General features: G+C 69.4%; 25 protein-coding genes. 12 read left to right on the forward strand and 13 right to left on the reverse strand.

Going from position 1 to position 26,413, the window contains the following annotated elements; genetic code table 11:
• Positions 1–5: 5 nt before the first annotated feature.
• Genes ROA7023_RS13005 through sfsA form a run of 3 tightly spaced genes read right to left on the reverse strand, consistent with a single transcriptional unit; the run spans position 6 to position 2,509 of the window.
• The gene (locus tag ROA7023_RS13005; protein ID WP_085879474.1) at positions 6–941 is read right to left on the reverse strand and encodes a serine hydrolase domain-containing protein; all 936 of its coding nucleotides are present in this window, start codon (positions 939–941) and stop codon (positions 6–8) included.
• Entirely contained in the window at positions 932–1,741 is an 810-nt protein-coding gene (gene map / locus ROA7023_RS13010; protein ID WP_085879475.1) for a type I methionyl aminopeptidase, read from the reverse strand. Before map ends, ROA7023_RS13005 begins: the two co-directional genes overlap by 10 nt.
• 27 nt (positions 1,742–1,768) lie before the next feature.
• On the reverse strand, positions 1,769–2,509 hold the full coding sequence (sfsA, locus tag ROA7023_RS13015; RefSeq protein ID WP_085879476.1) for a DNA/RNA nuclease SfsA: 741 nt from the start codon (positions 2,507–2,509) through the stop codon (positions 1,769–1,771).
• Between the two features lie 40 nt (positions 2,510–2,549).
• Between sfsA and ROA7023_RS13020 the strand changes: the two genes are divergently transcribed.
• The 3 genes from ROA7023_RS13020 to ROA7023_RS13030 are packed head-to-tail and all read left to right on the forward strand — an operon-like array spanning position 2,550 to position 4,930.
• Complete coding sequence (locus tag ROA7023_RS13020) at positions 2,550–3,272, forward strand: competence/damage-inducible protein A (RefSeq protein ID WP_085879539.1); 723 nt, start codon at positions 2,550–2,552, stop codon at positions 3,270–3,272.
• Positions 3,272–3,979, forward strand: a complete 708-nt coding sequence (locus tag ROA7023_RS13025) for a GNAT family N-acetyltransferase (RefSeq protein WP_085879477.1) — start codon at positions 3,272–3,274, stop codon at positions 3,977–3,979. Before ROA7023_RS13020 ends, ROA7023_RS13025 begins: the two co-directional genes overlap by 1 nt.
• A 36-nt stretch (positions 3,980–4,015) precedes the next feature.
• The gene (locus ROA7023_RS13030) at positions 4,016–4,930 is read left to right on the forward strand and encodes an OmpA family protein (protein ID WP_085879478.1); all 915 of its coding nucleotides are present in this window, start codon (positions 4,016–4,018) and stop codon (positions 4,928–4,930) included.
• A 173-nt stretch (positions 4,931–5,103) separates the two neighbouring features.
• On the opposite strand, the gene ROA7023_RS13035 is transcribed toward ROA7023_RS13030, so the two are convergent.
• The 7 genes from ROA7023_RS13035 to ROA7023_RS13065 form a co-directional block, all read right to left on the reverse strand.
• Positions 5,104–6,009 (reverse strand): LysR family transcriptional regulator, encoded by a 906-nt coding sequence (locus ROA7023_RS13035; protein ID WP_085879479.1) that lies wholly within the window; start codon positions 6,007–6,009, stop codon positions 5,104–5,106.
• A gap of 154 nt (positions 6,010–6,163) precedes the next feature.
• The gene (locus ROA7023_RS13040; protein WP_085879480.1) at positions 6,164–8,185 is read right to left on the reverse strand and encodes an NADPH-dependent 2,4-dienoyl-CoA reductase; all 2,022 of its coding nucleotides are present in this window, start codon (positions 8,183–8,185) and stop codon (positions 6,164–6,166) included.
• 105 nt (positions 8,186–8,290) lie between these two features.
• The gene (locus tag ROA7023_RS13045) at positions 8,291–8,653 is read right to left on the reverse strand and encodes a hypothetical protein (protein WP_085879481.1); all 363 of its coding nucleotides are present in this window, start codon (positions 8,651–8,653) and stop codon (positions 8,291–8,293) included.
• Positions 8,654–8,665: 12 nt separating this feature from the next.
• Positions 8,666–9,418, reverse strand: coding sequence for a DUF6478 family protein (locus ROA7023_RS13050; RefSeq protein WP_085879482.1), 753 nt, complete (start codon positions 9,416–9,418; stop codon positions 8,666–8,668).
• Between the two features lie 88 nt (positions 9,419–9,506).
• Positions 9,507–10,130, reverse strand: a complete 624-nt coding sequence (locus ROA7023_RS13055; protein WP_143535550.1) for a hypothetical protein — start codon at positions 10,128–10,130, stop codon at positions 9,507–9,509.
• Positions 10,130–11,863 carry a dihydroxy-acid dehydratase gene (gene ilvD / locus ROA7023_RS13060; RefSeq protein ID WP_085879484.1) on the reverse strand — a complete coding sequence of 578 codons (1,734 nt, stop codon included), beginning with the start codon at positions 11,861–11,863 and terminating at the stop codon, positions 10,130–10,132. The genes ROA7023_RS13055 and ilvD overlap by 1 nt, the downstream gene beginning before the upstream one ends.
• A gap of 147 nt (positions 11,864–12,010) precedes the next feature.
• On the reverse strand, positions 12,011–12,451 hold the full coding sequence (locus ROA7023_RS13065; protein WP_085879485.1) for a hypothetical protein: 441 nt from the start codon (positions 12,449–12,451) through the stop codon (positions 12,011–12,013).
• Between the two features lie 125 nt (positions 12,452–12,576).
• Between ROA7023_RS13065 and accD the strand changes: the two genes are divergently transcribed.
• The 4 genes from accD (at position 12,577) to ROA7023_RS13085 (ending at position 16,192) form a co-directional block, all read left to right on the forward strand.
• Positions 12,577–13,515, forward strand: a complete 939-nt coding sequence (gene accD, locus ROA7023_RS13070; RefSeq protein WP_085879486.1) for an acetyl-CoA carboxylase, carboxyltransferase subunit beta — start codon at positions 12,577–12,579, stop codon at positions 13,513–13,515.
• 29 nt (positions 13,516–13,544) lie between these two features.
• Positions 13,545–14,831: a bifunctional folylpolyglutamate synthase/dihydrofolate synthase gene (locus ROA7023_RS13075; RefSeq protein WP_143535554.1), complete on the forward strand. Its 1,287-nt coding sequence runs from the start codon at positions 13,545–13,547 to the stop codon at positions 14,829–14,831.
• Positions 14,832–14,965: 134 nt separating this feature from the next.
• Positions 14,966–15,586, forward strand: coding sequence for a LysM peptidoglycan-binding domain-containing protein (locus ROA7023_RS13080; protein ID WP_085879488.1), 621 nt, complete (start codon positions 14,966–14,968; stop codon positions 15,584–15,586).
• Between the two features lie 204 nt (positions 15,587–15,790).
• Complete coding sequence (locus ROA7023_RS13085; RefSeq protein WP_085879489.1) at positions 15,791–16,192, forward strand: LysM peptidoglycan-binding domain-containing protein; 402 nt, start codon at positions 15,791–15,793, stop codon at positions 16,190–16,192.
• Positions 16,193–16,198: 6 nt separating this feature from the next.
• Here the strand turns inward: ROA7023_RS13085 and zapE are convergent, their stop codons facing one another.
• On the reverse strand, positions 16,199–17,254 hold the full coding sequence (zapE, locus tag ROA7023_RS13090) for a cell division protein ZapE (protein WP_085879490.1): 1,056 nt from the start codon (positions 17,252–17,254) through the stop codon (positions 16,199–16,201).
• A gap of 324 nt (positions 17,255–17,578) precedes the next feature.
• Between zapE and gpmI the strand changes: the two genes are divergently transcribed.
• From gpmI to ROA7023_RS13120, 5 genes are all read left to right on the forward strand, one after another.
• Positions 17,579–19,099 (forward strand): 2,3-bisphosphoglycerate-independent phosphoglycerate mutase, encoded by a 1,521-nt coding sequence (gene gpmI / locus ROA7023_RS13100; protein ID WP_085879492.1) that lies wholly within the window; start codon positions 17,579–17,581, stop codon positions 19,097–19,099.
• Positions 19,096–20,235 carry a murein hydrolase activator EnvC family protein gene (locus ROA7023_RS13105; protein WP_085879493.1) on the forward strand — a complete coding sequence of 380 codons (1,140 nt, stop codon included), beginning with the start codon at positions 19,096–19,098 and terminating at the stop codon, positions 20,233–20,235. The genes gpmI and ROA7023_RS13105 overlap by 4 nt, the downstream gene beginning before the upstream one ends.
• Entirely contained in the window at positions 20,232–21,572 is a 1,341-nt protein-coding gene (locus tag ROA7023_RS13110; protein WP_085879494.1) for a S41 family peptidase, read from the forward strand. Before ROA7023_RS13105 ends, ROA7023_RS13110 begins: the two co-directional genes overlap by 4 nt.
• Before the next feature lie 151 nt (positions 21,573–21,723).
• The gene (locus ROA7023_RS13115) at positions 21,724–22,206 is read left to right on the forward strand and encodes an RNA pyrophosphohydrolase (RefSeq protein WP_085879495.1); all 483 of its coding nucleotides are present in this window, start codon (positions 21,724–21,726) and stop codon (positions 22,204–22,206) included.
• An 87-nt stretch (positions 22,207–22,293) separates the two neighbouring features.
• Positions 22,294–22,689, forward strand: a complete 396-nt coding sequence (locus ROA7023_RS13120) for a nuclear transport factor 2 family protein (RefSeq protein WP_085879496.1) — start codon at positions 22,294–22,296, stop codon at positions 22,687–22,689.
• A gap of 34 nt (positions 22,690–22,723) precedes the next feature.
• Here ROA7023_RS13120 and ROA7023_RS13125 read toward each other — a convergent pair whose 3' ends face one another.
• Together ROA7023_RS13125 and rnr are read right to left on the reverse strand one after the other, a co-directional pair.
• Positions 22,724–23,962: a lytic murein transglycosylase gene (locus ROA7023_RS13125; protein WP_085879497.1), complete on the reverse strand. Its 1,239-nt coding sequence runs from the start codon at positions 23,960–23,962 to the stop codon at positions 22,724–22,726.
• A gap of 144 nt (positions 23,963–24,106) precedes the next feature.
• Entirely contained in the window at positions 24,107–26,368 is a 2,262-nt protein-coding gene (gene rnr / locus ROA7023_RS13130; protein WP_085879498.1) for a ribonuclease R, read from the reverse strand.
• Between the last annotated feature and the right edge of the window lie 45 nt (positions 26,369–26,413).

Raw genomic sequence — 26,413 nt, forward strand, 5'->3', positions numbered from 1 at the left:
CCGCGCTAGCGTATGGCAGAGGCCAGCGCCACATCGAGCGCCTGGGTCTGGCTCTGCGACAGGCACCGGTTGTAGGTGACCGTCACGCCCCAGCTGTCCGCGAGTTGAAAGAAGTAGGCGCCGGCGCTTTGTCCGAACAGAAAGCACCAGGATCCGAAGTGCCACAGGGTCGTCCGCCCGCCCCCTTCCTTCAGCATCACGCCGGGGCCGTAGCTGACCCCGCCGCCCATGGGCAGGCGCGGCCAGTCCCGGCGCGGCGCAAGCGACGCGGCGAAGCGGGCGAAATCCGGGGCCGACATCTCGTTGCCGCCCCAGGACACCCCACCCCCGAATTCGCGCGACACCGCGGCATCCAGCCCCAGCGGCGCCAGCACCAGGCGCGGGCAGACAAGCGCCGGGTTCTCGCCCGCGACCACCTGTATCACGGCGCCCAGAACCGCGTAGTTCTCGTTGTTGTAGACGAACTGCTTGGGCCCGGGGTTGCGCGACATGGCCGTCTGCGCGACCTCCAGCGTGCGGTCCCCGCCGCGGGCCCGCCAGGGCGATGGCCGGCCCTGGGTGCTGTCGCGCATCAGGCCCGAGGAATGGGTCAGAAGCTCCGCCACCGTGATCCGCGAGGCTCCCTGGGTCATCGCCATGCCGGTGCCCGAAAAGAGCTGTCCGACCGTCTGCGAGGTCGACAGCAGCCCCTGACGCTCCAGCGCCAGGATGCAGGCGCCGGTGATGCTCTTGGAGAGCGACGCCAGCGGGGCGCGGGCCTCGGGGTCTTCGCCGATCCCGAGGCTGCGCACCAGCTGGCCGTCGCGCGTGATCGCGATGGTCGATCCGGTGACGCCGGCTTGGGCGACCCAGCCACGCCAGGCCGCCTCCAGCGCCCGCGCATCGGCCGCCGCGCTGCCCGCCCAGAGGGCGAGGATGACGACAAGGCGGATCAGGACCATGTGGGGTGGAACAGCCCGGCCGGAGAGAGGGTAAAGATTTCGGGCCCGTCCGCGCCGATCCCCACCGAATGCTCGAACTGGGCCGAGAGCGACTTGTCGCGGGTCACCGCGGTCCAGTCGTCGCCAAGCACCTTGGTCTCGGGGCGGCCGAGGTTCACCATCGGCTCGATGGTGAAGAACATCCCCTCTTCGAGCCTCGGGCCGGTGCCCTCGCGGCCGTAGTGCAGGACGTTGGGCGGGGCGTGAAACACCCGGCCCAGCCCGTGGCCGCAGAAATCCCGGACCACGGACATCCGTTGCTTTTCCACGTAGGACTGGATGGCGTGCCCGATGTCGCCGAAGGTGTTGCCCGGCCGCGCGGCCTCGATCCCCAGCATCAGCGCGTCATGGGTCACCTGGATAAGCCGCTCGGACTTGCGCGGCAACTTGCCGGCCACGAACATCCGCGATGTGTCGCCGAACCAGCCGTCCACGATCACCGTCACGTCGATGTTCAGAATGTCGCCGTCCTTCAGGACCTTCGGCCCCGGAATGCCGTGGCAGACGACATGGTTCACGCTGATGCAGCTGGCGTGCTGATAGCCCTTGTAGCCGATCGTGGCCGATTTCGCGCCCGCCTGCTCGACCCATTCGGTGATCAGCCTGTCCAGCTCGCCGGTCGATTGCCCCGGAACCACGTGCGGCGCGATCCGGTCCAGGATCTCGGCCGCAAGCTTGCCGGCACAATGCATGCCCCCGAAATCCGCCCTCTCGTAGATGCGGATGCCGTCTTTTGTCAGTCTGCCGCGCGTGTCGTCCAAGCCGTGTCCTTTCCCGATACGCCCAAGTTAGGGACTTATGCGCCCGCCTTCCAGCCCCCGGGATTGCGGCAGGGGGTCAACGGGCAGCGGTCCCGACAGCTGCACGCCGTCCCGGTCGATCCGCGTGCCATAGCACAGCATCTCGACCCCGGCCGCCCGCGCCGCGTCGAAGGCCGTCGCATAGGCAGGTTCGATGTCCGACGCAAGCCGGAACCGGGCGCAATCGGTGCGCTGCACGAGATAGAACATGACCGCGCGGTGCCCCTCGGCCACCATGGCGCTCAGCTCCTGCAGGTGCTTCGTCCCCCGGGCGGTCACACTGTCGGGAAACTCCGCCCAGTCATCCGTGCGCCGCAGGTGGACGTTCTTGACCTCGAGATAGGTCCGCCCCGGACCCTCCAGCAGGAAATCCACCCGGCTGCGGGTGCCGTATCTGACCTCGGCCCTGTGGCTGGCGTAGGGGCCAAGCTCGGGGATGGTGCGCGCCGCCAGCGCCTCGGCCACCACGCGGTTCGGCACGGCGGTGTCGATCCCCGCCCAATGGCCACCGCCAAGCTCCGCCAGGCGCCACCCCCAGTCGAGCTTCTTCTTCGGATCGTCGTTGCGCTCCAGCCAGACACGCAGGCCGGGCTCCTTCAGCCCCGTCATCGCGCCGGGGTTGGGGCAATGCACTTTGACCACCTCCCCGCCGTCAAGCGCCACATCCGCGAGAAACCGCATGTAGCGGCGTATCAGCCGACCGGAAACGAGGGGTGTGGCAAAGCGCATGGCGCTCTTCTATATCGCCATCCAAGACAGGAGAAAAGCGATGCCGAACCCAACAGCCGCGATGCTCGTCATCGGGGACGAGATTCTCTCGGGGTGCACCCGTGACGCGAACATGCACCACCTTGCCGGCAAGCTCGCCGAGGTCGGGATCGACCTGCGCGAGGCGCGGATCGTCTCGGACGCGCCCGAGGCCATCGTGGCGGCGGTGAACGCGCTTCGCGCCAGCTATGACAACGTTTTTACCAGCGGCGGCATCGGCCCGACCCATGACGACCTGACCGCCGATTGCATCGCCGAGGCCTTCGGCGTGGCGATCGGCGTGCGCGAGGATGCCCGCGCCATCCTTCAGGCCCATTACGACACGACGGGCCGGCAAATGAACGAAGCGCGGCTGCGCATGGCCCGGATTCCGGACGGGGCCACGCTGATCGACAACCCGGTCAGCGCCGCGCCGGGCTTCACGCTCGAAAACGTCCATGTCATGGCCGGGGTGCCCGCGATCTTCGAGGCGATGGTCGAAAGCCTGCTGCCCACCCTCATCGGCGGCGCTCCCGTTTTGTCGCGGACCCTGCGGATCGAGCGCGGCGAAGGCGTGATCGCCGCCCCCCTGCGGGCGCTGGCCGAGACCTATCCCGACCTCGGCTTCGGCTCCTATCCGTTTCAGCAGGACGGGGTGCACGGGGCGAACATCGTCATCCGGGGTAGCGATCCCGCGCGGCTCGACGCTGCGGCGGGGCGGCTCGCGGACCTCTTCGACCTTTGATGACCCCGGGGCTGCTCACCGCCCTGATCGACGCGACCTGGCCCGCGGCAAGGGTCGACACGGTCGGCCCCTGGACGATCCGCACCGGCGCCGGCGGCGGCAGCCGTGTCAGCGCGGCCAGCGCCCGGAGGCCAGCAGCAACAGAGGCGCTGCCACGGGCCGAGGCCGCCATGCGGGCGCGGGATCAGACGCCGCTCTTCATGGTCCGCGCGGGCGAGACGGCGCTTGACGCGCAGCTCGCCGGCCGCGGCTATGCGATCAAGGATCCGGTCACTGCCTACATGCTGCCCGCTGCGCCGACCGCGGAGGTGAGTGAGGTAGAGGAGCGCTGGCCGCCCCTCCCGGCGCAAGAGGCGATCTGGCGCGCCGGCGGCATCGGCCCTTCGCGGCTGGATATCATGGGCCGTGTGTCGGGCCCGCGCACGAGCCTCCTGGGTCGGATCGACGGAAAGCCCGCGGCCACCGCCTTCGTGGCCACCGCCGGCGAGGTGGCGATGCTCCATGCCCTCGAGACGGCCGATCCGTTCCGGCGGAAGGGCCTGGGACGCGCCATGGTGCAGGCCGCCGTCGCCTGGGCCCACGAGCAGGGGGCCGGGACGCTCGCCATTCTGGTGACTACGGCCAACACCCCGGCAAATTCGCTCTACGCCTCTCTGGGCGGGCAGCGGAGCACCGGCTATCACTACCGCATCCTGCAAGACGCCTGACCACCCACGCCAAGACCCGAGGCCCCGACCCAAGCGATGCTCCGGCCCCTCTCCCTCATCTTCGCCTGCGCCCCCATCGCGCTGCCCGCGCTCACGCTGGATTTCCCCGCGACAGCGACGATGGCGATGGAAGAGACCCGGGCGCTCGACAGCACGGCGATCGCGACCGGCCCCGCTTCAGGCGAGGCGGCGGCGATGCTGCGTCCGCGGGGCGAGGTCACGCTGCAGGCCTGGCGGATCGATACGGCCGGGCTGACAACGCTGCAGATCCTGGCACCGCTGGCGCAACAATTGCGCGACGCGGGCTTCGAGACACTGCTTGAATGCGTCGCCCGCACCTGCGGCGGGTTCGACTTCCGCTACGCGCTGGAGATCCTGCCCGCCCCCGACATGTATGTCAGCCTCGGCGATTACCGCTACCTATCCGCCCGCAAGGACGAAGAGGTCCTGTCGATCCTCGTCAGCCGCAGCAGCCGCGCGGGCTTCGTCCAGATCACCCGCATCGGACCACCGGCCGTCGATGGCGCCCTCGCCGTCTCCACCCGCAGCCCGGTCGCGCCCGACGGGCCAATCGGTGATTTCGCCACCACGCTCGACGCGCGGGGCCGCGTGATCCTGTCGGATCTCGCTTTCGAGACGGGGTCGTCCAACCTCGGTCCCGGCGAATTCGCATCCCTCAGGGCGCTGGCGGACTACCTCGTCGCCGCGCCTGACCGTCGGGTCGCGCTTGTCGGCCATACCGACGCCACCGGCTCGCTGGAGGGCAATATCGCACTCTCCCGCCGCCGCGCCCGCTCCGTGCTCGATCGGCTGGTCAGCGCCTATGGCGTGAACCCCGCGCAGCTCGCCGCGGAAGGCATGGGCTATCTCGCCCCGACCGCCTCCAACCTGACCGACATCGGCCGCGAGGCGAATCGCCGAGTCGAAGTGATCCTGACCTCGACAGACTAGGCCCGACCGCCGATCCCGGGCGCCAACGGCCGGGCCGCGTCCCCCCGGGGACGTGGCACGGCGCATCTGCGTCGCGCCGCAGGCGCGACTCCGCCAGGTCGGTCACGCAAATGCGAAAAGGGCGCGGCCCTTGCACAGGGCCGCGCCAGTTGGGCACATGGCCACGGCGGGAATTACCAGGTCTCGGGACCCTTCTCGGCAAAGGTATGCACGAGAAAGTCGATGAAGGCGCGCACCTTGGGCTGGGTAAAGCGGCCGGGCGGATAGACCGCGTAGATGCCCTGGCTCTCGACCGGCAGATCGGGGATGGCCTCCTCGACCAGCCCCTTGTCCTTGGCTTCAGCGTAAAGGAACGACGGCAGATAGGCGATCCCCAGCCCCGAGATGCAGGCATTGAGCAGCGACTGCCCGTCATTGACCGTCAGCCAGCCCGCCGTGCGCACCTGCCGCTTCTCGCCCGAGGGCGCGGTCAGCTTCCACACCGCACCGTTCGACTGGTTGGAATAATGCAGCAGCTTGTGCTCGTTCAGGTCGTCGATCTTCTGCGGCCGCCCGTATTGCTGGAAATAGGACGGCGAGGCGATCATCCGCTTCGTCGTCTCCGTCAGCTTGCGGGCGCGCAGGGTGCTGTCTTCCAGCTCTCCGATCCGCACGGCCATGTCGAACCCTTCCGAGATCAGCTCCACGTAGCGGTTGTTCAGCACCATGTTCACGGTGATGTCGGGGAATTCCTGCAGGAACTCGCCCAGCACCGGCGACAGGTGATTGACCCCAAAATCCGTGGCCACGGAAATCCGCAACAGTCCCGACGGCGCCGATTGCATGGAGGTCACAAGGGCGTCCGCCTCGCCGGCATCGTTGAGGACCCGCCGCGCCCGGTCGTAATACGCAAGGCCGATTTCCGTGGGGCTCACCCGGCGCGTCGTCCTGTTCAACAGGCGCGCCCCCAGCCGCGCCTCCAGCGACGAGACATGTTTGGAGACGGCCGATTTGGAAATCCCCATCTTCTTGGCAGCATCCGTGAACCCGCCCTGGTCCACGACCGTCGCGAAGGCTTCCATTTCCGTCAGGCGATCCATTTGCGGTCCCTTGCACTAGTCTTGTTCGGCAGACACGTGTTTGAGGGCCAAATCGGGCAGCAATTCGTCGCTGGGCAGACAATAAAGCGGAAACTTGCCGATCTGTTCGGAGATTCGAAACGAATCTCACAGCCAGTCCGAAGCTATTCCGGCGCTACAGGGTCACCGCCAGCCGCACCGCCTGATCGATCGCCCGCTTGGCATCCAGCTCGGCGGCCACGTCCGCGCCGCCGATCACATGGGCCCGAACGCCCAGGCGCAGCAACGCATCGGCCAGCCCGCGCTCCGGCACCTGCCCCGCGCACAGAACGATTGTGTCCGCCGCGATAAGCGTCGGCCGCTCCCGTGTCTCGCCGAACGAGACATGCAGCCCCGCGCCGTCGATCCGTTCGTAATTGACGCCGCCGATCATCTCGACTCCCTTCATCCGCAGCGTGGCCCGATGGATCCAGCCGGTGGTCTTGCCCAGGCTGCGGCCGGGTTTCCCGGACTTGCGCTGAAGCAGGGTAACCGCCCGCCGGGGCGTCTCGGGGTTGGGGCCCTCTGGGCGCAGCCCGGCGCGGGCTTCGGCCGGGTCGGCCACGCCCCATTCGGCAAGCCAGGCCTCCAGGTCTTCGGTCGGGCTTTCATCCGTCACGAGGAACTCGGCGACGTCGAAGCCGATTCCGCCCGCGCCGACGATGGCGACCCGGTCGCCCACCGGGGCGCCCCGCAGGACATCCGCGTAGCCAAGCACATTCCCGCCGTTCTGCCCCGGAATGGCCGGATCGCGCGGGGTCACGCCGGCGGCGACGATCACCTCGTCGAACCCGGCCAGTGCCGCCGCCTCGGCGCGCGTCCCCAGCCGCAGGGTGACCCCGGTCGCCTCGGCCCGCGCGGCGAACCAGTCGACAAGGCCGTGGAACTCTTCCTTGCCGGGGATCTCGCGGGCCAGGGTCATCTGGCCGCCGATCTGGTCGTCCTGCTCGAACAGCGTCACCGCGTGGCCCCGCTCGGCCGCGGTGATCGCCGCGGCAAGCCCCGCCGGCCCCGCGCCGACCACGGCGACCGTTTTGGGCGAGGTCGCGGGCGCAGGCAGGATCTCGGTCTCGTGGCAAGCCCGCGGATTGACCAGGCAAGAGCTGATCCGCCCCGAGAAGGTATGATCGAGACAGGCCTGATTGCAGGCGATGCAGGGCGCGATCTGGCGGGATCTCCCGGCCGCGGCCTTGGCGACGAACTGGCTGTCGGCCAGGAACGGCCGCGCCATGGAGACCATGTCGGCGCAGCCCTCCGCCAGGACCGCCTCGGCCACCTCCGGCGTGTTGATGCGGTTCGAGGTGACGATCGGCACCCCGACCTCGCCCATCAGCTTGGCCGTGACCCAGGTGAAGGCGCGGCGCGGCACGCTGGTCGCGATGGTGGGAATGCGCGCCTCGTGCCAGCCGATGCCGGTATTCAGGATCGACGCCCCCGCCGCTTGGATCGCTTTCGCCAGCTGCACCACCTCGTCCCAGGACGAGCCCTCGGGAACCAGGTCGATCATCGACAGCCGGTAGATCAGGATGAAATCCGGGCCGACCGCCTCGCGCACGCGGGCCACGACCTCGACGGGCAGGCGCATGCGGTTGGCATAATCCCCGCCCCATCGGTCGGTGCGCTTGTTCGTCCGAGTGACCAGGAACTGGTTCAGGAAATAGCCCTCGGACCCCATGATCTCGACCCCGTCATAGCCTGCCTCGCGGGCGCGGGCCGCGGCGGTGGCGATGTCGGCGATCTGCTTTTCGATGCCGGCCGCGTCCAGCTCGCGCGGGGCGAACGGCGAGATCGGCGACTTGAGCGCCGACGGCGCCACGCAATCGGGCGAATAGGCATAGCGTCCGGCGTGCAGGATCTGCATCGCGATCCGCCCTCCGGCCCCATGCACAAGGTCCGTGACGCTGCGATGATTGGCGATGTCCCGCGCGGAATAGAGCCCGGCGGCCCCGGCAAAGACCCCGCCTTCGGGATTGGGCGCCATGCCCCCTGTCACCATCAGCCCGACGCCCCCCGCGGCGCGTTCCGCGTAGAAGGCGCCGACGCGGCCCCAGTCCCCGGTCTCTTCCAGTCCGGTGTGCATGGAGCCCATGAGCACCCGGTTCAGCAAGGTCACGTGCCCGAGGTCGAGCGGGGCAAGCAGATGTGGATACGCGGTCATGGCCATCCTCCCTTGCGCCCAGAAAGCCCCAAGCGCGGACCGCCGTCACCCCGCAACGCGGCGTCACGCGGCACGCATTCTCCCGGCCCGCCGGCGGTCGGCGGGTCAGGCGGTCTCGGTGCAGTGGCGGCGGAACGCGCGTTTGAGCATGTCGAGCTCCGCCCGCAGCAGGTCGATCTCGGCGCGGATGTCCTCGGCCAGCGCATCCCCCGCCAGGATCGAGAAACTGCCGAGCCGCGCCCCGCTCGCGCCATCGCTCAACAGCACGGTCTGAAGGCCGTCGGCGATGATCTCGGCCGGGATCGGCACCCGCACCAGGTGGCCGCCCTCGGCGGGCGTGACCTCGACCCCCTCCAGCGGCGTCTGAAGATGCGTGGCGACGACCTCGGGCGGCGCGTCGGGGCCGGACAGCAGCCCCTGCCATATGCCGTCAACAAGGCGGGTCTTGGTCAATGTCGCGTCGGGCATCGGTCTCTCCGGTCAGATTTCGGCGCGGGGGTAGCGGGCAAAGGCCAGGTCGCGGATCGTGATCTGGTTCATCTCGGGCCCTTCGAAGATCAGGTCGATCCAGATCTTCTCCGCCCGCTTCTCGTTCAGCTTGGTATAGGCGAGGTCGAATTCCACCATCACCTCGGACCCGCCCAGGGGCAGTTCGCAGACGATCTGCTCGGTGTTGGGGCCGTGCTGGATGTTGAGCCGGGCGAAGATCTCCAGCGGGGATTCCGTCTCGATCAGCGTATCGAGCCGGATCAGGTGGCGGCGCTTGACCCCCTGCGCAGCCTCGGGCGGCAGGTCGAGCACCACGGAGAGGAACGACCCGTCGAACCGGAACACGTCCAGCCGGAACCCGTAGGCCGCAAGGTCGGCCTCGCGCAGGTTGCGCAGCTGGCGGACCGTCAGTTCGCTGATGCTGCAATCATGGAAGATCGTGACCTCGTCGCCGAACATCTGGTGGCTTTCGACCGAGGACATGCCCTTGTCGTGCAGGGGGCCGCGCCACAGCTGCGGCCGCCACGACCAGTCGGTGCCGCGCGGGCGGGGAAACGAGGTGTTGCCGACCATCGGCAGGGCCAGCCTCTCTTCGGCGACATAGATCAGGTCGTCGAGGTGCTGACGCAGGCGCTGCGCCTCGGCCCGGCGGCCCCGCAGGACAGACAGCTTTTCGGTCGCCGCGGCCCGGGCGGACCGCCGCCAACGGCGCAGTGCGGCGCGGTCGATCATCCGGTCGATCATACGCAAACGCACGCTGGCCACCTTCCCTTTTGCCCCGCTCGGGCGCTGGACCTTATCCGACAATATGTTGCCAAATCCGCAACAGCCTCTAGACGTCCCCCGCGTTGACCGATCGGAACGCGGCGATGGTCTCGGCGATCAGAAGCCGTTCCGAGGTCACATCCAGGTCGGAGCCCTCCACCGGGCGGATGCTGACCGTCACCAGCCTGTCGCCGATGTCGAAGAACGCCCGCATCAGGGGCGGGGCCACGGGGGCCGTGCTCTCGGTCTCGGTGAAATTGACGAAGACGACACCGGGGGTCTGATCCACGCCGCTCACGGCGACGGGCTGGCCGTCCGACAGCATGTCGCGCCCCGTGGGGCCGGCCAGCAGGGCGCTCAGCGCCGGTTCCGAGCCCGTGACCATCGCGCTTCCTGCGCGGCCCACCTGGGCGGTGATCAGCGCATCCAGCCGGGGCTGGCGATCTGCGTTGGCGGTCCGGGCACAGCTGGCCATCACGGCAAAGCCGCTGGTGGCGCGGCTGGCGGCGGGATCAACGCAATAGCCGTTGGGGCCCCGCACCGTGACAGAGCCGCCGTAGACAGAGATGCTGTCCTGCGGCGCCCGGCTGGCCGGGGACAGGAAGGACAGAAGGCCGCCGCCCCCGGGCGCACCCTCCCCGCCGGCACAGGCCGACAGCAGGAGCGCCGCGAGGACGAGACCGCCGCGCATCATTGGTCCATGTAGACGTGACGCTCCTTGCGGGCGCCCGGATGGGTGACGGCCCCCAGCCGGGTAGAGCCGACGAGCTGCGCGTATTTCCACAGCGCGCCGCTCGCGTATTCCGTCTCGCGGGCACCGGACCAGGCTGCCTTGCGCTCGGCCAGCTGCTCGTCGCTCAGGGCGACAGAAAGCTCGCCCGAGATCGCGTCGATGGTGATGACGTCGCCGTCCTTCAGCATCGCGATGGGCCCGCCATGGGCCGACTCGGGGCCGACGTGGCCCACGCAGAAGCCGCGCGTCGCCCCGGAAAAGCGGCCGTCGGTGATCAGCGCCACCTTCTTGCCCATGCCCTGGCCGGACAGCGCCGCGGTGGTCGACAGCATCTCGCGCATGCCGGGGCCGCCGGCGGGGCCCTCGTTGCGGATCACAAGGACTTCGCCTTCCTTGTAGGTGCGGGCCTTCACGGCCTCGAACGCCTCTTCCTCGTTCTCGAAGACGCGGGCGGGGCCGGTGAACACCTGTTCCTCTTCGGACATGCCCGCGACCTTCACGATCGCGCCCTCCGGGGCGAGGTTGCCCTTGAGGCCGACGACACCGCCGGTCTTGGTGATCGGCGTGTCGACGGGATAGATCACACGGCCATCGGCCTCGCGCTCGATCAGGTCGAGCTCTTCGCCGATGGAGCGGCCGGTCGCGGTGATGCAATCCTCGTGCATCAGCCCGGCCTTGCGCAGCTCCTTCATCACGACCGGCACGCCGCCAGCCTCGTAAAGGTCCTTGGCGACATAGGCGCCGCCGGGCTTGAGGTCGACGAAATAGGGCGTATCGCGGAAGATGTCGCAGACGTCGAACAGGTCGAAGTCGATCCCCGCCTCATGGGCGATCGCCGGCAGGTGCAGGCCGGCATTGGTCGACCCGCCGGTGCAGGCCACAACGCGGGCGGCGTTCTGCAGAGATTTCAGCGTGACGATATCGCGGGCGCGGATGTTCTTTTCGAGCAGGTTCATCACCGCCTCGCCCGAGGCCGTGCTGTAGGAATCGCGGCTCTCGTACGGGGCGGGGGCGCCGGACGAATTGGGCAGGGCGAGGCCGATGGCCTCGGACACGCAGGCCATGGTGTTGGCGGTGAACTGGCCACCGCAGGCCCCGGCCGACGGGCAGGCGACCCGCTCCAGCGCACGCAATTCCTCTTCGGAGTTCTGGCCGGCCTGGTGACGGCCCACCGCCTCGAACACGTCCTGAACGGTCACATCACGGCCCTGGTAGCGGCCCGGCATGATCGAGCCACCGTAGATGAAGACCGACGGCACGTTCAGCCGCACCATCGCCATCATCATCCCCGGCAACGACTTGTCACAGCCCGCAAGGCCCACGATCGCGTCGTAGCAATGGCCGCGCATGGTCAGCTCGACGGTGTCGGCGATCGCATCCCGCGAGGCCAGCGAAGAGCGCATGCCCTCGTGGCCCATGGCGATGCCGTCGGTCACGGTGATCGTGGTGAATTCGCGCGGCGTGCCGTTGGCGTGCTTGACGCCCATCTTGACCGACTGGGCCTGCCGGTTGAGGGCGATATTGCACGGCGCGGCCTCGTTCCAGCAGGTCGCGACGCCGACGAAGGGCTGGGCGATCTCTTCTTCGGTCAGGCCCATCGCGTAGTAATACGACCGATGTGGTGCGCGGGCAGGGCCCTCGGTCACATGGCGGCTTGGCAGTTTCGACTTGTCCCACTTGCCCTTGAGCATCGGATGGCCCTCCCCGGATCTGATATTTGCCACAGGTCTAGACAACGTCAGATCAGGCGGCAAGACAGAAGCGCCGGGGCCCGCGATCTGTGACCCGTTCGCCCGTATTCGGAGGCCGCCCGCCGCCGGGGGACCGGGGTCCGGATCTCAGCCGGGGTCGGCCATCGGCGCGGCGGGCGGCGGCGTGGGGGCCGCGGCGGGCGGCGGTGGCGCGGCAGGGGCCGGGGACGGCGCGGCAGGGGACGGGGTGGCAGAGATCGGTGCGGCGGGGGCCGGCGCACCCACCGGGCCCACGTTCGAGACATTGCCCGCGGCGTCCGAGGTGCAGGTCCAGGGCGCGGAATCGGCGCCGACCAGCATGGAAACGCGCACCAGATCGCCCTCGGGATCACGGGACTCGACCCGCACGTTGACCGTCCGCATCCGCGTCCGCACGGCGCTGACACAGGCTGCGTCCTGCACCGGGTATTCCCGGGCGGCCGGGCCCGAAGCGGCGGTATTTCGAAGGCCCGGCAACTCCGGCAGGGCCATGTCGTCACAGGCCGTGACCAACAGGCAGGCGGCCATCAGGCCAGTCAAACGGATCATTCAGGCGTCTCCTCTTGCGAACCCGGTCATCCTTGCGCGATTCCGCGCATGCGGGCAATCGTTCCGCTTGATTGCATTCGCGGGCCACGGGGCATATTTGATGGGGCGAACGCCAAGAGGCCCGCATGAACTGGATTTCCAACTACGTCCGCCCCCGCATCACCTCCATCTTCTCGCGCCGCGACGTGCCCGAGAACCTGTGGAAGAAATGCGACGATTGCGGCACCATGCTCTTTCACCGCGAGCTTGCGGACAATCTAAACGTCTGCACCAACTGTGGCCACCACATGCCGCTGACCCCGCGCGACCGTTTCGCCGCGCTGTTCGACGGCGGCGCCTTCGCGAAGGTGCCGGTGCCCGAACCGGTGGTAGACCCGCTGCATTTCCGCGATCAGAAACGCTATCCCGACCGTCTCCGGGCCGCCCAGAAGGCCACCGGCGAGGACGAGGCGATGCTCGTCGCCACCGGAGAGATCGGCCGCACACCGATTGTCGCCGCGGCGCAGGATTTCTCGTTCATGGCCGGGTCAATGGGGATGTATGTCGGCAACGCCATCATCGCCGCCGCCGAAAAGGCGGTAGAGCTGCACCGCCCGCTGATCCTGTTTTCCGCCGCCGGCGGCGCCCGGATGCAGGAGGGGATCCTGTCGCTGATGCAGATGCCGCGCTCGACCGTCGCGGTGCAGATGCTCAAGGAGGCGGGGCTGCCCTATATCGTCGTGCTGACCCATCCGACGACCGGCGGGGTCACCGCGTCCTACGCGATGCTGGGGGACGTGCAGATCGCCGAGCCGGGGGCGCTGATCTGCTTCGCGGGGCCCCGCGTCATCGAACAGACGATCCGCGAGAAGCTGCCCGAGGGCTTTCAGCGCGCCGAATACCTGCTCGACCACGGGATGCTCGACCGGGTGACCGCCCGGACCGACCTGCGCGACGAGCTGATCACCATCGTCCGGATGATGCTGGGCCTGGACCCCGCGATCAAGGGCAAGCTGCCCGCACCCGCCACGCCCGAACCCCAGGCGGCACAGGACGCGCCCGCCCCTGAAGAGACCCCCACGTGACAGCCACCTCCGACGTCATCCTGCGGCGGATGATGTCCCTCCATCCCAAGGTCATCGACCTCACGCACGACCGTGTCTGGCGCCTGCTGGAGGCCGTCGGCGACCCGCAGGACCGCCTGCCCCCGGTGATCCACATCGCCGGGACCAACGGCAAGGGCTCGACCCAGGCGATGATCCGTGCCGGGCTGGAGGCCGCGGGCCAGCGCGTACACGCCTATACCTCGCCCCATCTCGCCCGGTTTCATGAACGCATCCGCCTCGCCGGCGCGCTGATAAGCGAAGAGCGCCTGGCCGAGATGCTCGACCGCTGCGAGGCCGCGAACGGCGGCGTGCCGATCACCTATTTCGAGATCACGACGGTCGCCGCCCTGCTTGCCATGGCCGAGACGCCGGCGGACATGACCCTGCTCGAGGTCGGGCTCGGCGGCCGGCTGGACGCGACCAACGTGATCGCGCGGCCAAGGTTGACGATCATCACCCCGGTCGACCTCGACCACCAGCAGTACCTGGGCGAGACCCTGGCCGAGATCGCGGGCGAAAAGGCCGGCATCCTCAAGCGCGGCGTGCCCTGTATCGTCGGCCCCCAGCACGACGCGGCGCTCGACGTGATCGAGGCCCGCGCCGCCCGCGTGGGCGCCCCGCTGCTTGTCCACGGCCAACACTGGCACGCGGCCGAAGAGCGCGGACGCCTGGTGTTTCAGGACGAGACAGGTCTGCTGGACCTGCCCCTGCCCAACCTTCCCGGCCCGCACCAGATCGGCAACGCAGGCGCGGCGCTGGCCGCCCTGCGCCAGCTCGACCTGCCCGCGCCCGCGCTCGAGGCCGCTTGCGAAGCCGCCGTCACCCGCGCCCACTGGCCCGCCCGGATGGAGCGGCTGCGCAGCGGCCCCCTGGTCGAGATCGTCGGACCTTGCGAATTGTGGCTGGACGGCGGTCACAACCCGGCTGCGGGCCGTGCGCTGGCGGCGACGCTGGGCCGGATGCCGCCGCGGCCCACGCATCTGCTCTGCGGCATGCTGCGCACCAAGGACATCGGCGGCTACCTCACCCCGCTCGCGGACCATGTCCGGGGCCTCACCGCCCTGGCCATCCCGGGCGAGAGCGCGACCCTGCCTGCTGCCGAGACCGCCGCCGCCGCCCGTGCCGCCGGCATCGCGCAGGTGGACGAGGCGCCTGACCTGCGCTCGGCGCTGGCGGCGATCTCGGGTGCCCACCCCGGGGCGCGGCTGCTCATTTGCGGGTCTCTCTACCTCGCGGGCCACGTGCTGCGCGAAAATATGCCTTCGGAAGCGCCCAGCCGAATCATCTCATGTTGACGGCGAATCACCTCTCCCTCTAGATGTAGAGAGACAGCGGCCGTATTTCCGGCCCGCGTCCGGGGGTCGAAGATGTTCATCGCCATGGGTCAGCGTCCGTCACGCCCGCCCGCGCACCAGCCATCGGTGCGGCCATGATCCGGTCCGTCCTCGGCCTCGGCGCGGCGGTTCTGATCCTGTCGAGCTACGTGATGTTCCGCTCTGACAGGCCGCTTCTGGCGCCGGATGTCGGGGTGACGCGCGCCGCCGATCCCTTCCCCGCCGAGATCCCGGCCCGCGATGCCCTGGCGCTGCGCCGCACCGCCGCCGCCCTGTCGGACCTTTCCGAGCTGCTGGGCCCGGAGCCCGCCCCGGCCGTCGGCCCGCAGACGGGTCCGGTCGCGGTCGCCAAGGCCCCCGTGCCGGCTCTGCCGGTCCCCGGCTCCACCGAGGCGCTGAAAGCCACCCTCGCCCAGGCCTTCGCCGAGGGGCGGGACGAGGACGAGATCCACAGGCTGATCGACGCGGCCACGGCCCGGCCCGGCGTCGACATGCCGGACCGCCTGATGACGGCCTCCGGCCTCGTCCACCTGGCGCGGTTCCGCGACCCGGCCGGGCGCAGCCATACCGTCGCCCCCGGCGACACCCTCGGCAGCATCGCCGAGCAGTTTTACGGCGCCCCCGGCGCCTACTTGCGCATCGTCGAGGCGAACGCCGCCGCGTTCAGCGCGAGCGGGCGGCTCGAGACGGGGCAAGTCCTGATGATCCCCGACTGAGGGGCACGACCTTGGCAGGGCGAAGGGGCGGGCTTCGGCCCGTCCCTTTGTTTTCAGGGTCCGGTTTTCGGTGTCCGGATTTCGGGTCCCGGCGCCCCCAGGAAGGTTTGACAGGCCGGTCGGCACCAAGCTAGACTCACGCCAAGAGCAGACGACAAACCGCCGCCGCCCCAATGATGCGGCTTCAGATACAGGCAAACGGCCATGACATTCGCAATCCGCCGTCCCGCGGCAGCGCTCCCGAGTCCCCGCACGATGGTCCTGACCGGCGCGGCGGCCGCACTGCTGCTCGTCGTCGCGGCCCAGCGCGGCGCAGAGACCTACGCCACCACGCTGGCCCCCGCCGCGCCCGCCTCCAGCGCGGCCTTCGAGGCGGCCCTGTCCGACGGGCGGCTGGTGCGCAGCACCCCGCCGACCCTCGCCGCAGCCCCCGCGGCCCGTCCCCTGACCTACGTCGTCCGGCCGGGCGACACCCTTGCCACGATCGCCGCGGCCCTCTATGGCGATGCCGCCCTGGCGCCGCGCATCGCCGCGGCCAATGCCGCCGCCCTCGACAGCTCGGCCCGGGTCAGCCCCGGCCAGGGATTGCTGATCCCTTCGCTGTGACCGGCCCTATGACCGGCCCCAACCGTCCGACTGCATCTCGATGAGCCGGCTCGCCGTCCGCTCGAACTCGAACGAGCCTTCGCCCTCGACATAAAGCATGTCTGGCTGCGCCGCGGCCGAGCAGAACAGCTTCACCTTCGCCTCGTAGAGCGTATCGATCAGCGTCACGAACCGCCGCGCCTCGTTGAAGTTGGACCGCGACAGCCGCGGGATATTCTCCAGCACCAGCACCCGCGCCGCCTCGGCCAGCGCCAGGTAATCCCCGGCCCCCAGCGCCCGCCCGCACAGATCGTAGAACGAGGCCCGCGCCACCCCGTTGTGAAACGCCGGGATCTCGACCTGGCGGCCCTTGACGTGCAGCACAAGGGGCTCGCTCACACCGCCGGTCAACCGGTCCCAGATATCCTGAAGCGCCGCTCGGGCGGTGGCGTCGGCGGGCGAGAAATAGGTCTGGGAGCCTGCGAACTTGCCCTGCCGGTGGTCGGTCTCGCTGGCCAGCTCCTTCACCACCATCCGCTGCTTCAAAAGCTCGATGAACGGCAGGAACAGGGCCCGGTTCAGCCCGTCCTTGTAAAGGTCGTCCGGTGGCCGATTCGACGTGGTCACGACGGTAACCCCCTTGTCGAACAGGCGCTCGAACAGGCGGCCGACGATCATCGCGTCGGCGATGTCGCTGATCTGCATTTCGTCGAAAGCCAGCAGGCGGATCCGCCCGGCCAGATCGTCCGCCACCGGCTTGATCGCGTCGTCGACGCCGCGCTTGCGGGCCTCGCCCATCTCGTGGTGGACCCATTGCATGAAGGCATGGAAATGCCGGCGCTCCTTCGGCACATCCACCGCCTCGACCAGCATATCCATCAGCATGGACTTGCCGCGCCCCACCCCGCCCCAAAGGTAGAGCCCCTTCACCGCCTCCGGCGCCTTGCGGAAAAGCCCCCTGCGGACCGGCACCGACAGATTTGCCCGCACTCGTTCCAGCTCGGGCAGAACGGCCTCCTGCACCGGATCGGGCAGCAGGGTCCCGTCAGCCACGCGGGCCCGATACAATGTCTCCACACTCATGGCCCCGACGATTACCGATCAAAGGGCCGGAGGGAAACGGTCTTCATTGCCTCCTCAATATCCCCGCCGGAGGCATCCGACAGACGCAAATGGTCGCGCCCATCCGGGAGGGAAAGAACCCCGCGCCCAAAATGCGCCCCCCTTCCACCTGAAGACCTGGCATGAGACCTATGCAGGCCTGCTCCCCGATGCCGTGCTCGACACCCACCTCGACCAGATCGAAGGCCTCGACCCGGCCCGCCGGCGCAATTGGGCGCAGGTCCGCGCATCCCCTACCCTCCACCGCGTCCCCGCGTTACAAGGGCGCAACGAACGGAGGTTCCCATGGCAACGCCCAAACCAGTCGTCCTATGCATCCTCGACGGATGGGGCCTGCGCGACGCCCCCCAGGGCAACGCGCCAGCCCTCGCCGCGACCCCGAACTTCGACCGGATCATGGACTGCTGCCCCCATGCCACGCTGATCACGCACGGCCCCGACGTGGGCCTGCCCATGGGCCAGATGGGCAATTCCGAGGTCGGCCACACCAACATCGGCGCGGGGCGCGTGGTGGCGATGGACCTCGGCCAGATCGACCTCGCCATCGAGGAAGGCACATACGGCACCCAGCCCGCGTTCACCGATTTCGTGGCGACGCTCAAGGAGACCGGCGGCACGGCGCACCTCATCGGCGTGATCTCCAACGGCGGCGTTCACGGATCGGTCGCGCACCTGGTCAAGACCGCGAACATGCTGGCGGACGAGGGCCTGCCCGTCTGCATCCACGCCATCACCGATGGCCGTGACGTCGCCCCCAAATCCGCCCGTGACTTCGTCTCGGCGTTCATCGACGAGCTGCCGGAAGGCGTCCGCATCGGCACGGTGATCGGCCGCTACTTCGCCATGGATCGAGACAACCGCTGGGACCGGGTGCAAACCGCCTACGACGCCATGGCGAATGCCGAAGGCGCCCATGCCGACACCCCGCTCGCGGCGATCGACTCCGCCTACGAGGCGGATGTCACCGACGAATTCATCGAGGCGACGGTGATCGGCGACTATGCCGGCATGGCCAGGGGCGACGGTGTCTTCTGCCTCAACTTCCGGGCCGACCGGGCGCGCGAGATCCTGCGGGCCCTGGCGGACCCCGAATTCGACGGGTTCGACCGCGGGCCGGCCCCCGACCTCGCCGCAAGGCTGGGGATGGTGGATTACTCGACCGACCACAACGCCTGGTACACCTCGGTCTTTCCCAAACAGAAGATCGCCAACACCCTCGGCGCCTGGGTCGCCGCCCACGGGCTGACCCAGTTCCGCGTCGCCGAGACCGAGAAATATCCCCACGTCACCTTCTTCCTGAACGGCGGCAAGGAGACTCCGGAGGAGGGCGAGGACCGCAAGATGCCGCTCTCGCCCAAGGTCGCCACCTACGATCTGCAGCCCGAGATGTCCGCCGCCCAGGTCGCCGATGCCCTCGTCGGCGCGATCGAGGCCCGCTACGACATGATCGTCGTCAATTTCGCCAATCCCGACATGGTCGGCCACACCGGGTCGATCCCCGCCGCCATCAAGGCCTGCGAGGCGGTGGACACGGCCCTCGGCCGGGCGCTCGATGCGCTGGAGGCCGTGAGCGGCGCGATCATCGTCACCGCCGATCACGGCAATTGCGAAACCATGATCGACCCGGACTCCGGCGGGCCCCACACCGCCCACACCACCAACCCAGTGCCGGTCATCGTCGTGGGTGCCCCGGACGGGGCGCGGGTCCATGACGGGCGGCTCGCCGATCTTGCGCCGACGGTGCTCGACCTCATGGGGCTCGAGCTGCCGCCCGAGATGACCGGACGGAGCCTGATCGACAGATGATCCGGGCGCTCGCGCTTCTTTTCTGCCTCTCGACGGGCACGACCGCCACGGCCCAGACCGACCCGGCCGCCGCCGCCGAGGCCGCCGCGGCCCGGCTGGAGAATGCCGCGATCATGCTGTCCGAGGCCACGACCGGCCGCGCCCGCGTCGACGCGCTGACCGAGACCGTCCGCGCCTACGAGGACGGGCTGGTGGCGCTGCGCGACGGGCTGCGCCGCGCTGCCATCCGAGAGCGGGCGATCCGGCTGGAATTCGAGGCCCGGCGGGACGAAGTCTCGCGCCTCGTGGGCGTGCTCACGACCATGAGCGCCGCGCCCACCCCGCTGCTGCTGCTGCACCCAAGCGGCCCGATCGGCACCGCGCGGTCGGGCATGATCCTGTCCGAGATCACCCCCGCGCTTCAGGCCGAGGCCGAAGAGCTGCGTACCCGGCTCGAAGAGCTGTCGGTCCTGTCGAACCTTCAGCAGGACGCCGCCGCGACGCTCGAGGCCGGGATGCGCGGCGTGCAGGACAGCCGGACCGCCCTGTCCCAGGCGATCTCGGAACGCACCGACCTGCCCCGGCGCTTCGTCGAGGACCGCGTCGGGATGGCCACCCTGGTGGCCGCCACCGACACGCTTGCCGGTTTCGCCGACGGCCTGTCGGTGTCGATCGCCGCAGAGGGCGACGCCCCCGCGCCCGACGCCCGTGCCCGGCGCGGCAGCCTTCCGGCGCCGGTGCAGGGCACGCTGATCCGCCGCTACGGCGAGGCCGACGCGGCCGGAACCGTGCGCCCGGGCTGGATCCTCGCGACCCGCCCCCGCGCACTGGTGACCGCCCCCGCCGCCGCCACGATCCGCTATGCCGGCCCGCTGCTCGACCTCGGCAACGTCTCGATCATAGAGCCCGCGCCCGACGTGCTGATCGTTCTGGCCGGCCTCGGCGAGGTCTATGGCAACCCCGGCGAGGTCGTGCCCGAGGGCGCGCCGCTTGGCCTGATGCCCGGCGAAACACCCAACGCTCAAGCGATTTTGACCGAAGCGGCGCAGGGGATGGATGCGCCCCGCTCCGAGACCCTTTATGTCGAGGTCAGAGACGGGCAGGATACAGCCGATCCGGGCGACTGGTTCGCACCTCTTTCAGGGAGAACAGAATGAAGAAATTCGCCATGGCGGCCGCAGCCGGAATCATCGGCGGCGGGTTGGTCACGACACAATTCGTCGGGCCCCTGCTCGCGCAGGAAGACATGCAATCGGCGAGCGTCTACGAGCAGCTCGACCTGTTTGGCGACATATTCGAGCGGATCCGCGCCCAATACGTCGAGGAGGTCGATGAATCGGACCTCATCGAGGCGGCGATCGACGGGATGCTCACCTCGCTCGACCCCCATTCCAGCTATCTCTCGCCCGAGGACGCCGCCGACATGCGGGTGCAGACCCGCGGCCAGTTCGGCGGGCTGGGCATCGAGGTCACGCAGGAGGAGGGCTTCGTCAAGGTCGTCTCGCCGATGGACGGCACCCCCGCCGACGCCGCCGGCATCATGGCCGGCGATTTCATCACCGCCGTCGACGGCGAATCGCTGCTGGGCCTGACGCTGGACGAGGCGGTCGAGCTGATGCGCGGCCCCGTCGGCTCCGAGATCACGGTCACCGTGGTGCGCGAGGAAACGGTCGAACCCTTCGACGTCTCGATCGTCCGCGACACCATCCGCCTGACCGCCGTGCGCACCCGCACCGAGGGCGACTCGGTCGTCCTGCGCGTCACCACGTTCAACGACCAGACCTACGGCAACCTCTCCGAGGGGCTGGCCGAACAGGTGGAGGCCGCCGGCGGGATGGAAAACGTCAACGGCTTCGTCCTCGACCTGCGCAACAACCCGGGCGGTCTGCTGGACCAGGCGATCCGGGTGTCGGACGCCTTCCTCGAAGAGGGCGAGATCGTCTCGACCCGGGGCCGCGAGGCCGCCGACAGCGACCGCTACCAGGCGCGGCCGGGCGATCTGGCCGAGGGCAAGCCCATCGTGGTGCTGATCAACGGCGGCTCCGCCTCGGCGTCCGAGATCGTGGCCGGCGCCCTTCAGGATCACCGCCGCGCCATCGTTGTCGGCACCCAGAGCTTCGGCAAGGGGTCGGTCCAGACGGTCATGCCCCTGCGCGGGGATGCGGCGATGCGGCTGACCACGGCGCGCTATTACACGCCGTCGGGCCGGTCGATCCAGGCGCTGGGCATCTCGCCCGACATCATCGTGCAACAGCCCCGCGTCGACCCCACCGCGACCGAGGCCGAGGAAGAGGAAACGCCGCAGTTCCGATCCGAAGCCGACCTGCGCGGAGCGCTCGACAACGACAGCCTGTCGCCCGAAGAGCTGGAGCAGCTTGAATCCGACCGCGCCCGCGCCGAGGCCGCCGCAGCCCTGCGCGAAGAGGATTATCAATTGGCCTATGCCATCGACATCCTCAAGGGCCTGTCCGCGCTGGGCCCCGCCCGGCAATAGCGCCCCGTCCCCCGCCCCGAATTGTCGGGGCGGGACCTCTCCCCCCCCCCCCACTCCGGGACAATGCCTGGCGGGCGCGGCAGCGGCGGGCCCCCTTTCCATCCGCCGCGTGCCTTGGCATCAGGGGCGGGTGTAGACACGGAGGCCCGAGATGACCTCAGACACTATCGCCCGCCGTCCCTATCGCCCCTGCGTGGGCGTGGTGCTCGCGAACCCGGCGGGCCAGGTTTTCGTTGGCCAGCGCGCGGATTGGACGACGCCGGCCTGGCAGATGCCCCAGGGCGGGATCGACCCCGGCGAGGGCCCCCGCGACGCGGGCCTGCGCGAATTGCAGGAGGAAACCGGCGTCGGCGCCGAGCTTGTCACCGTCGAGGCCGAGACCGCAGACTGGGTCGCCTATGATTTCCCCACCGAAGTCGCCGCGACACGCTGGAACGGCAAGTTTCGCGGTCAGACCCAGAAATGGCTGCTCGCCCGGTTTCACGGGCAGGACGACCAGATCCGGATCGACACGGAGCATCCTGAATTCTCGGAATGGAAATGGGTGGCGCCGGACGCCGCGCTCGCCCTGATCGTGCCGTTCAAGCGCGAGGTCTATGCCAGCGTCCTCGCGGAGTTCGCCGGGCGGATCTGACGTTCGCGGCGCGCCGTCGCGCTGGCGCAGGGCCACGGTCTCGGCAAAGATCGAAGCCATATCGCATCAAATACCAATAGCGGCGCCATGGCACTGACATCACAGGCGCTTTCGAGCCTCGCGCACGACGACCCCGCAGCCTGGAATTCCGGCTCGGCCGACGCCGTGGCCTCGTTTTTCGCCGAGGACGGCAGCATCGTCATCAACGCCGGAGAGCCGTGGCTCGGCCGGTCGCGGGTCGCGGACATGGCCTCGGGGTTCCATGCGGACGTGCCCGACCTCGGCCTGACCTGCGACGATATCCGCATGGCAGGCGACCACGCCGTCTATGTCTGGACCTTCACCGGACACGACGCGGCCCGCGGCAACCCTCTGAACATCCGCGGCTGGGAGGAGTGCGACCTAAGCGCAGACGGCAAGGTGATGGCATCGCGCGGGTGGTTCGATGCGGCGGAATACGCCCGCCAGGCCGCCGGGACCTGAGACCCCGAGACGCTGGCAACCGCAGGCGGCGGGGTCACCGAAGCCTGTCGAGCAGCGTGGTCGAGGCATATCCGTCGGGCAACAGCCCCTCTGCCACCTGGTAGGCGCGGATCGCGTCCACCGTGTTCGGCCCGATCTTGCCGTCGACGCCCTGGGTCGAGAAGCCCGCGTCGGTCAGCAGCTGTTGCAGTTCGAACCGTTCGTCCCCGGACAGGCCGCGCAGGTGGCGCGGCCAGGGCGCCTCCAGCTCCGGGCCGCCGGCGATCCGCGAGGCGAGGTAGCCCACGGCAACCACATAGGCATCGGCCGTGTTGTAATGCTCGATGGCGGCGAAGTTGTCGAAGATCATGAATGCCGCGCCCTCGTGCCCCGCCGGCAGCAGGATCGAGGCCGACCCGTGGTCCGGCACCGATGTTCCGTCCGTGGCGACGATGCCGATCTCGGCCCATTGGCTCGGCATCCGGGTCACGTCCCGATCCGCCAGCAGATAATCGAACTCCTCCGGCAGGCGCACCTCGACGCCCCAGGGCTGGCCCGGCACCCAGCCGAACCGCGCAAGATAGGCCGCCGTCGAGGCCAGCGCATCGGCCGGATCGTCGCCCCAGATGTTGCGCCGCCCGTCCCCGTCCCAGTCCACGGCATAGGCGAGATAAGACGTCGGCATGAACTGGGTATGGCCCATTGCCCCGGCCCAGCTGCCCCGCAGGTCGCCGGACCGCGCATCGCCCGCCTGCAGGATCCGCAGCGCCGCGATCAGCTGGCCCTCGAAGAAGGCGCCGCGCCGGGAATCCGCGGCCAGGGTCGCCAGCGCCGAGAGCGTGTCGGTGCGGCCCCGGAACGTGCCATAGGCGCTCTCGAGACCCCAGATCGCGGCGACCACGTGCCTGTCCACGCCATAACGGTCCTCGATGCGGTCCAGCAGGGCGCCGTGCTCGGCCACCGCGGCCCGCCCGTTGGAAACCCGCAGGTCCGAGACGGCGGTGTCGAGATAGGTCCAGATCGGCTTGACGAATTCGGCTTGGTTGCGGTCCAGCGCGATGATGTCGGACTGGTAGCTGACGCCCGCCAGCGCCCGGTCCAGCGTCGCCTCGGTCAGACCCCGCTCGAGCGCCCTGTCCCGGAACCCGGACAGCCAGGTCTGAAACTGCCCCTCTCCGATTTCACCGTCCCGCACGCTTGTCTCCTCCGCCAGGTTGCCCAGGGCCCCCTGTGCATGACCCGCCGCGGGCAGGGCAAGCCCCATGGCCAGTATCATCGCGATTGTCTGCCGCATGGTGTTCTCCGCCGAGTGCTCTGCGCCTGATCTTTCTGGGCCCGGTCTTCTGGCCCGGGTTTTCGGGGCCGGGCGTTCCGCGCGGGTGTCCGGGGCCGAGGTTCCGGGCCAGAGCCTAGCCGCTTGCCACGGCCAGGCAAGACCCTAGCGCCGGGTGCGCTTGACCTTGCGCGCGACCTTGGCGGATTTCTTCTTGGCCGCCCCCGCCTTGCGCCGGGGCGGCTTGCCCGGCCGGCCGCCGCCGCGGGTGCTTTTGGGGATCGGCTCGCCCGCGAGGTCGATCAGCTCGACGATCAGCCCGCCGGTGATCGGCGTCGCCTCGACCAGGCGCACCGTGACGCGCTGGCCCAGGCGGATCTCGGTGCCGGTGTCGGCGCCCATCAGGGTCTGGCTGTCGCGGTCGTAGTGAAAGAACTCGTTGCCCAGGGTGCGGATCGGGATCATCCCGTCGGCGCCCGAGCCGTCGAGCCGGACGAACACGCCGAACTTCGCGATCCCGCTGATCCGCCCGCCCATCTCGGCCCCGATCCGGTCGGCGAGGAAGGCGGCCAGGTAGCGGTCGGTGGTGTCCCGCTCGGCGGTCATCGAGCGGCGCTCGGTCTCCGAGATGTGCTTGGCCGTCTCCTCAAGGCCCTCGATCTCGTCCGGCGAGAGACCGTCCTTGCCCCAGCCGTGCGCGGTGATCAGAGCCCGGTGCACGATCAGGTCGGAATAGCGCCGGATCGGCGAGGTGAAATGGGCGTAATTCTTGAGGGCGAGCCCGAAATGGCCGAAGTTCTGCGGGCTGTAATAGGCCTGGGTCATCGACCGCAGGGTGGCCATGTTGATCAGCTCGTCCTGGTCGGAGCCCTCGGCCTGCGCCAGCAGCCGGTTGAGGTGCGAGGTCTTGAGGACCTGCCCCTTGGCCAGCACCAGGCCCGCGGACTCGGCCGTTTCGCGCAGGGCATCCAGGCGGTCGGGGTCGGGCTCTTCGTGGACGCGGAACAGAAGCGGCGTCTTCTTGGCGATCAGCGCCCGGGCCGCGGCGACATTGGCGAGGATCATGAACTCTTCGATCAGCTTGTGCGCGTCGAGCCTGTCCTTGAAATCCACGCTGGCCACCTCGCCCGCGTCGGACAGGACGATCTTGCGCTCGGGCAGGTCCAGGTCGAGCGGCTGGCGCGCGTTTCGCGCGATCTTGAGCGCCTCATAGGCGGCGTAGAGCGGCTTCAGCACCGGTTCGAGCAGCGGTTCCGTCCTGTCATTGGGCTGGCCGTCGATCGCGGCCTGCACCTCTTCGTAGTTCAGCGAGGCGGGTGAGCGCATGAGGCCCCGGTGGAAGCTGTGATCCAGCAGCTCTCCGCCTGCATCGACCCGCATCCGCACGGCGATGCAGGCGCGCGGCACGCCCTCGTGCAGCGAGCAGAGATCGCCCGAAAGCCGGTCGGGCAGCATCGGCACCACGCGGTCGGGGAAATAGGTCGAGTTGCCGCGTTTGCGCGCCTCGCGGTCGAGCACCGTGCCCGCCCGGACGTAATGGGCGACATCGGCAATGGCGACCCAGATCACGTGGCCGCCGTCGTTGTCCGGGACGCTGTCGGGCTCGGCGAAGCAGGCGTCGTCATGGTCGCGTGCGTCGGAGGGGTCGATCGTGATCAGGGGAAGCTCGCGCAGGTCCTCGCGGCCCTTGAGCCCGGCTGGCTTGAGCCGGTCCGCCTCGGCCACGGCCTCGTCGGGAAAGCGGTCGGGGATGCCGTGCTGGTGGATCGCGATGAGGCTGACGGCGCGGGGCTGGCTCGGATCGCCGAGCCGGCCGGTGATGCGGGCCCGGGGCAGCCCCATCCGGCCGCGCGGCCCGGCTTGTTCGGCCTCGACCAGCTCGCCGTCGCGGGCGCCGTGGTCCTCTCCGGCGGCGACGGCCCATTCCTTGTCCGACCCCTTGTCGATCGGGGCGATCCGGCCCCCTTCGGAGCCCTTGCGGAAGATTCCCAGCACATGCAGCGGGTTCGACCCGATCCGGCGGATCAGCCGGGCGGTATAGGCGTGGTCCTCGCCGGGCGTCTCGGTCAGCCGGGCCAGGATGCGGTTGCCCGCGCCCAGCGCCGGATCGCTCTCGCGTGGGAGCAGGAGGATGCTCGGCTCGGGCCCGCCGCCATGCCATTCAAGCGGGCGGGCCAGAAGATCCCCGTCGGCATCGGGGCCGGTCACCTGCAGGATCGACACCGGAGGCAGGCGGTCGGGGTCGCGATAGCTCTTGTGGCGCTTCTGAAGCTGGCCTTCGGCCTCGAGTTCCCGGAGGACGCGTTTGAGGTCGATCCGGTCGGCGCCCTTCAGGCCGAAAGCCTTGGCGATGTCGCGTTTGGAGGTCTGGGTGGGATTGTCGGAGATCCATTGAAGAACCTCGTCGCGAGACGGAATACGGGCCATGGGTGAGGGCTAGCATGTCCGGCCGGGCGCGTCATCGGGAAACGG

The organism is Roseisalinus antarcticus (assembly GCF_900172355.1).
GTDB classification, from domain to species: domain Bacteria; phylum Pseudomonadota; class Alphaproteobacteria; order Rhodobacterales; family Rhodobacteraceae; genus Oceanicola; species Oceanicola antarcticus_A.

What these genes read in the sequence shown, in the direction of transcription:
- ROA7023_RS13120 (WP_085879496.1), top strand. Translation starts at nt 22,294, where the DNA reads ATGGCACTGACATCACAGGCGCTTTCGAGCCTCGCGCACGACGACCCC.
- gpmI (WP_085879492.1), top strand. Translation starts at nt 17,579, where the DNA reads ATGGCAACGCCCAAACCAGTCGTCCTATGCATCCTCGACGGATGGGGC.
- ROA7023_RS13020 (WP_085879539.1), top strand. Translation starts at nt 2,550, where the DNA reads ATGCCGAACCCAACAGCCGCGATGCTCGTCATCGGGGACGAGATTCTC.
- ROA7023_RS13085 (WP_085879489.1), top strand. Translation starts at nt 15,791, where the DNA reads ATGACATTCGCAATCCGCCGTCCCGCGGCAGCGCTCCCGAGTCCCCGC.
- ROA7023_RS13080 (WP_085879488.1), top strand. Translation starts at nt 14,966, where the DNA reads ATGATCCGGTCCGTCCTCGGCCTCGGCGCGGCGGTTCTGATCCTGTCG.
- sfsA (WP_085879476.1), bottom strand. Translation starts at nt 2,509, where the DNA reads ATGCGCTTTGCCACACCCCTCGTTTCCGGTCGGCTGATACGCCGCTAC.
- ROA7023_RS13035 (WP_085879479.1), bottom strand. Translation starts at nt 6,009, where the DNA reads ATGGATCGCCTGACGGAAATGGAAGCCTTCGCGACGGTCGTGGACCAG.
- zapE (WP_085879490.1), bottom strand. Translation starts at nt 17,254, where the DNA reads ATGAGTGTGGAGACATTGTATCGGGCCCGCGTGGCTGACGGGACCCTG.
- ROA7023_RS13005 (WP_085879474.1), bottom strand. Translation starts at nt 941, where the DNA reads ATGGTCCTGATCCGCCTTGTCGTCATCCTCGCCCTCTGGGCGGGCAGC.
- ROA7023_RS13065 (WP_085879485.1), bottom strand. Translation starts at nt 12,451, where the DNA reads ATGATCCGTTTGACTGGCCTGATGGCCGCCTGCCTGTTGGTCACGGCC.
- ROA7023_RS13115 (WP_085879495.1), top strand. Translation starts at nt 21,724, where the DNA reads ATGACCTCAGACACTATCGCCCGCCGTCCCTATCGCCCCTGCGTGGGC.
- ROA7023_RS13075 (WP_143535554.1), top strand. Translation starts at nt 13,545, where the DNA reads ATGATGTCCCTCCATCCCAAGGTCATCGACCTCACGCACGACCGTGTC.
- ilvD (WP_085879484.1), bottom strand. Translation starts at nt 11,863, where the DNA reads ATGCTCAAGGGCAAGTGGGACAAGTCGAAACTGCCAAGCCGCCATGTG.
- ROA7023_RS13045 (WP_085879481.1), bottom strand. Translation starts at nt 8,653, where the DNA reads ATGCCCGACGCGACATTGACCAAGACCCGCCTTGTTGACGGCATATGG.
- ROA7023_RS13025 (WP_085879477.1), top strand. Translation starts at nt 3,272, where the DNA reads ATGACCCCGGGGCTGCTCACCGCCCTGATCGACGCGACCTGGCCCGCG.
- ROA7023_RS13030 (WP_085879478.1), top strand. Translation starts at nt 4,016, where the DNA reads ATGCTCCGGCCCCTCTCCCTCATCTTCGCCTGCGCCCCCATCGCGCTG.
- ROA7023_RS13050 (WP_085879482.1), bottom strand. Translation starts at nt 9,418, where the DNA reads ATGATCGACCGGATGATCGACCGCGCCGCACTGCGCCGTTGGCGGCGG.
- ROA7023_RS13040 (WP_085879480.1), bottom strand. Translation starts at nt 8,185, where the DNA reads ATGACCGCGTATCCACATCTGCTTGCCCCGCTCGACCTCGGGCACGTG.
- ROA7023_RS13055 (WP_143535550.1), bottom strand. Translation starts at nt 10,130, where the DNA reads ATGCGCGGCGGTCTCGTCCTCGCGGCGCTCCTGCTGTCGGCCTGTGCC.
- ROA7023_RS13105 (WP_085879493.1), top strand. Translation starts at nt 19,096, where the DNA reads ATGATCCGGGCGCTCGCGCTTCTTTTCTGCCTCTCGACGGGCACGACC.
- rnr (WP_085879498.1), bottom strand. Translation starts at nt 26,368, where the DNA reads ATGGCCCGTATTCCGTCTCGCGACGAGGTTCTTCAATGGATCTCCGAC.
- ROA7023_RS13110 (WP_085879494.1), top strand. Translation starts at nt 20,232, where the DNA reads ATGAAGAAATTCGCCATGGCGGCCGCAGCCGGAATCATCGGCGGCGGG.
- ROA7023_RS13125 (WP_085879497.1), bottom strand. Translation starts at nt 23,962, where the DNA reads ATGCGGCAGACAATCGCGATGATACTGGCCATGGGGCTTGCCCTGCCC.
- accD (WP_085879486.1), top strand. Translation starts at nt 12,577, where the DNA reads ATGAACTGGATTTCCAACTACGTCCGCCCCCGCATCACCTCCATCTTC.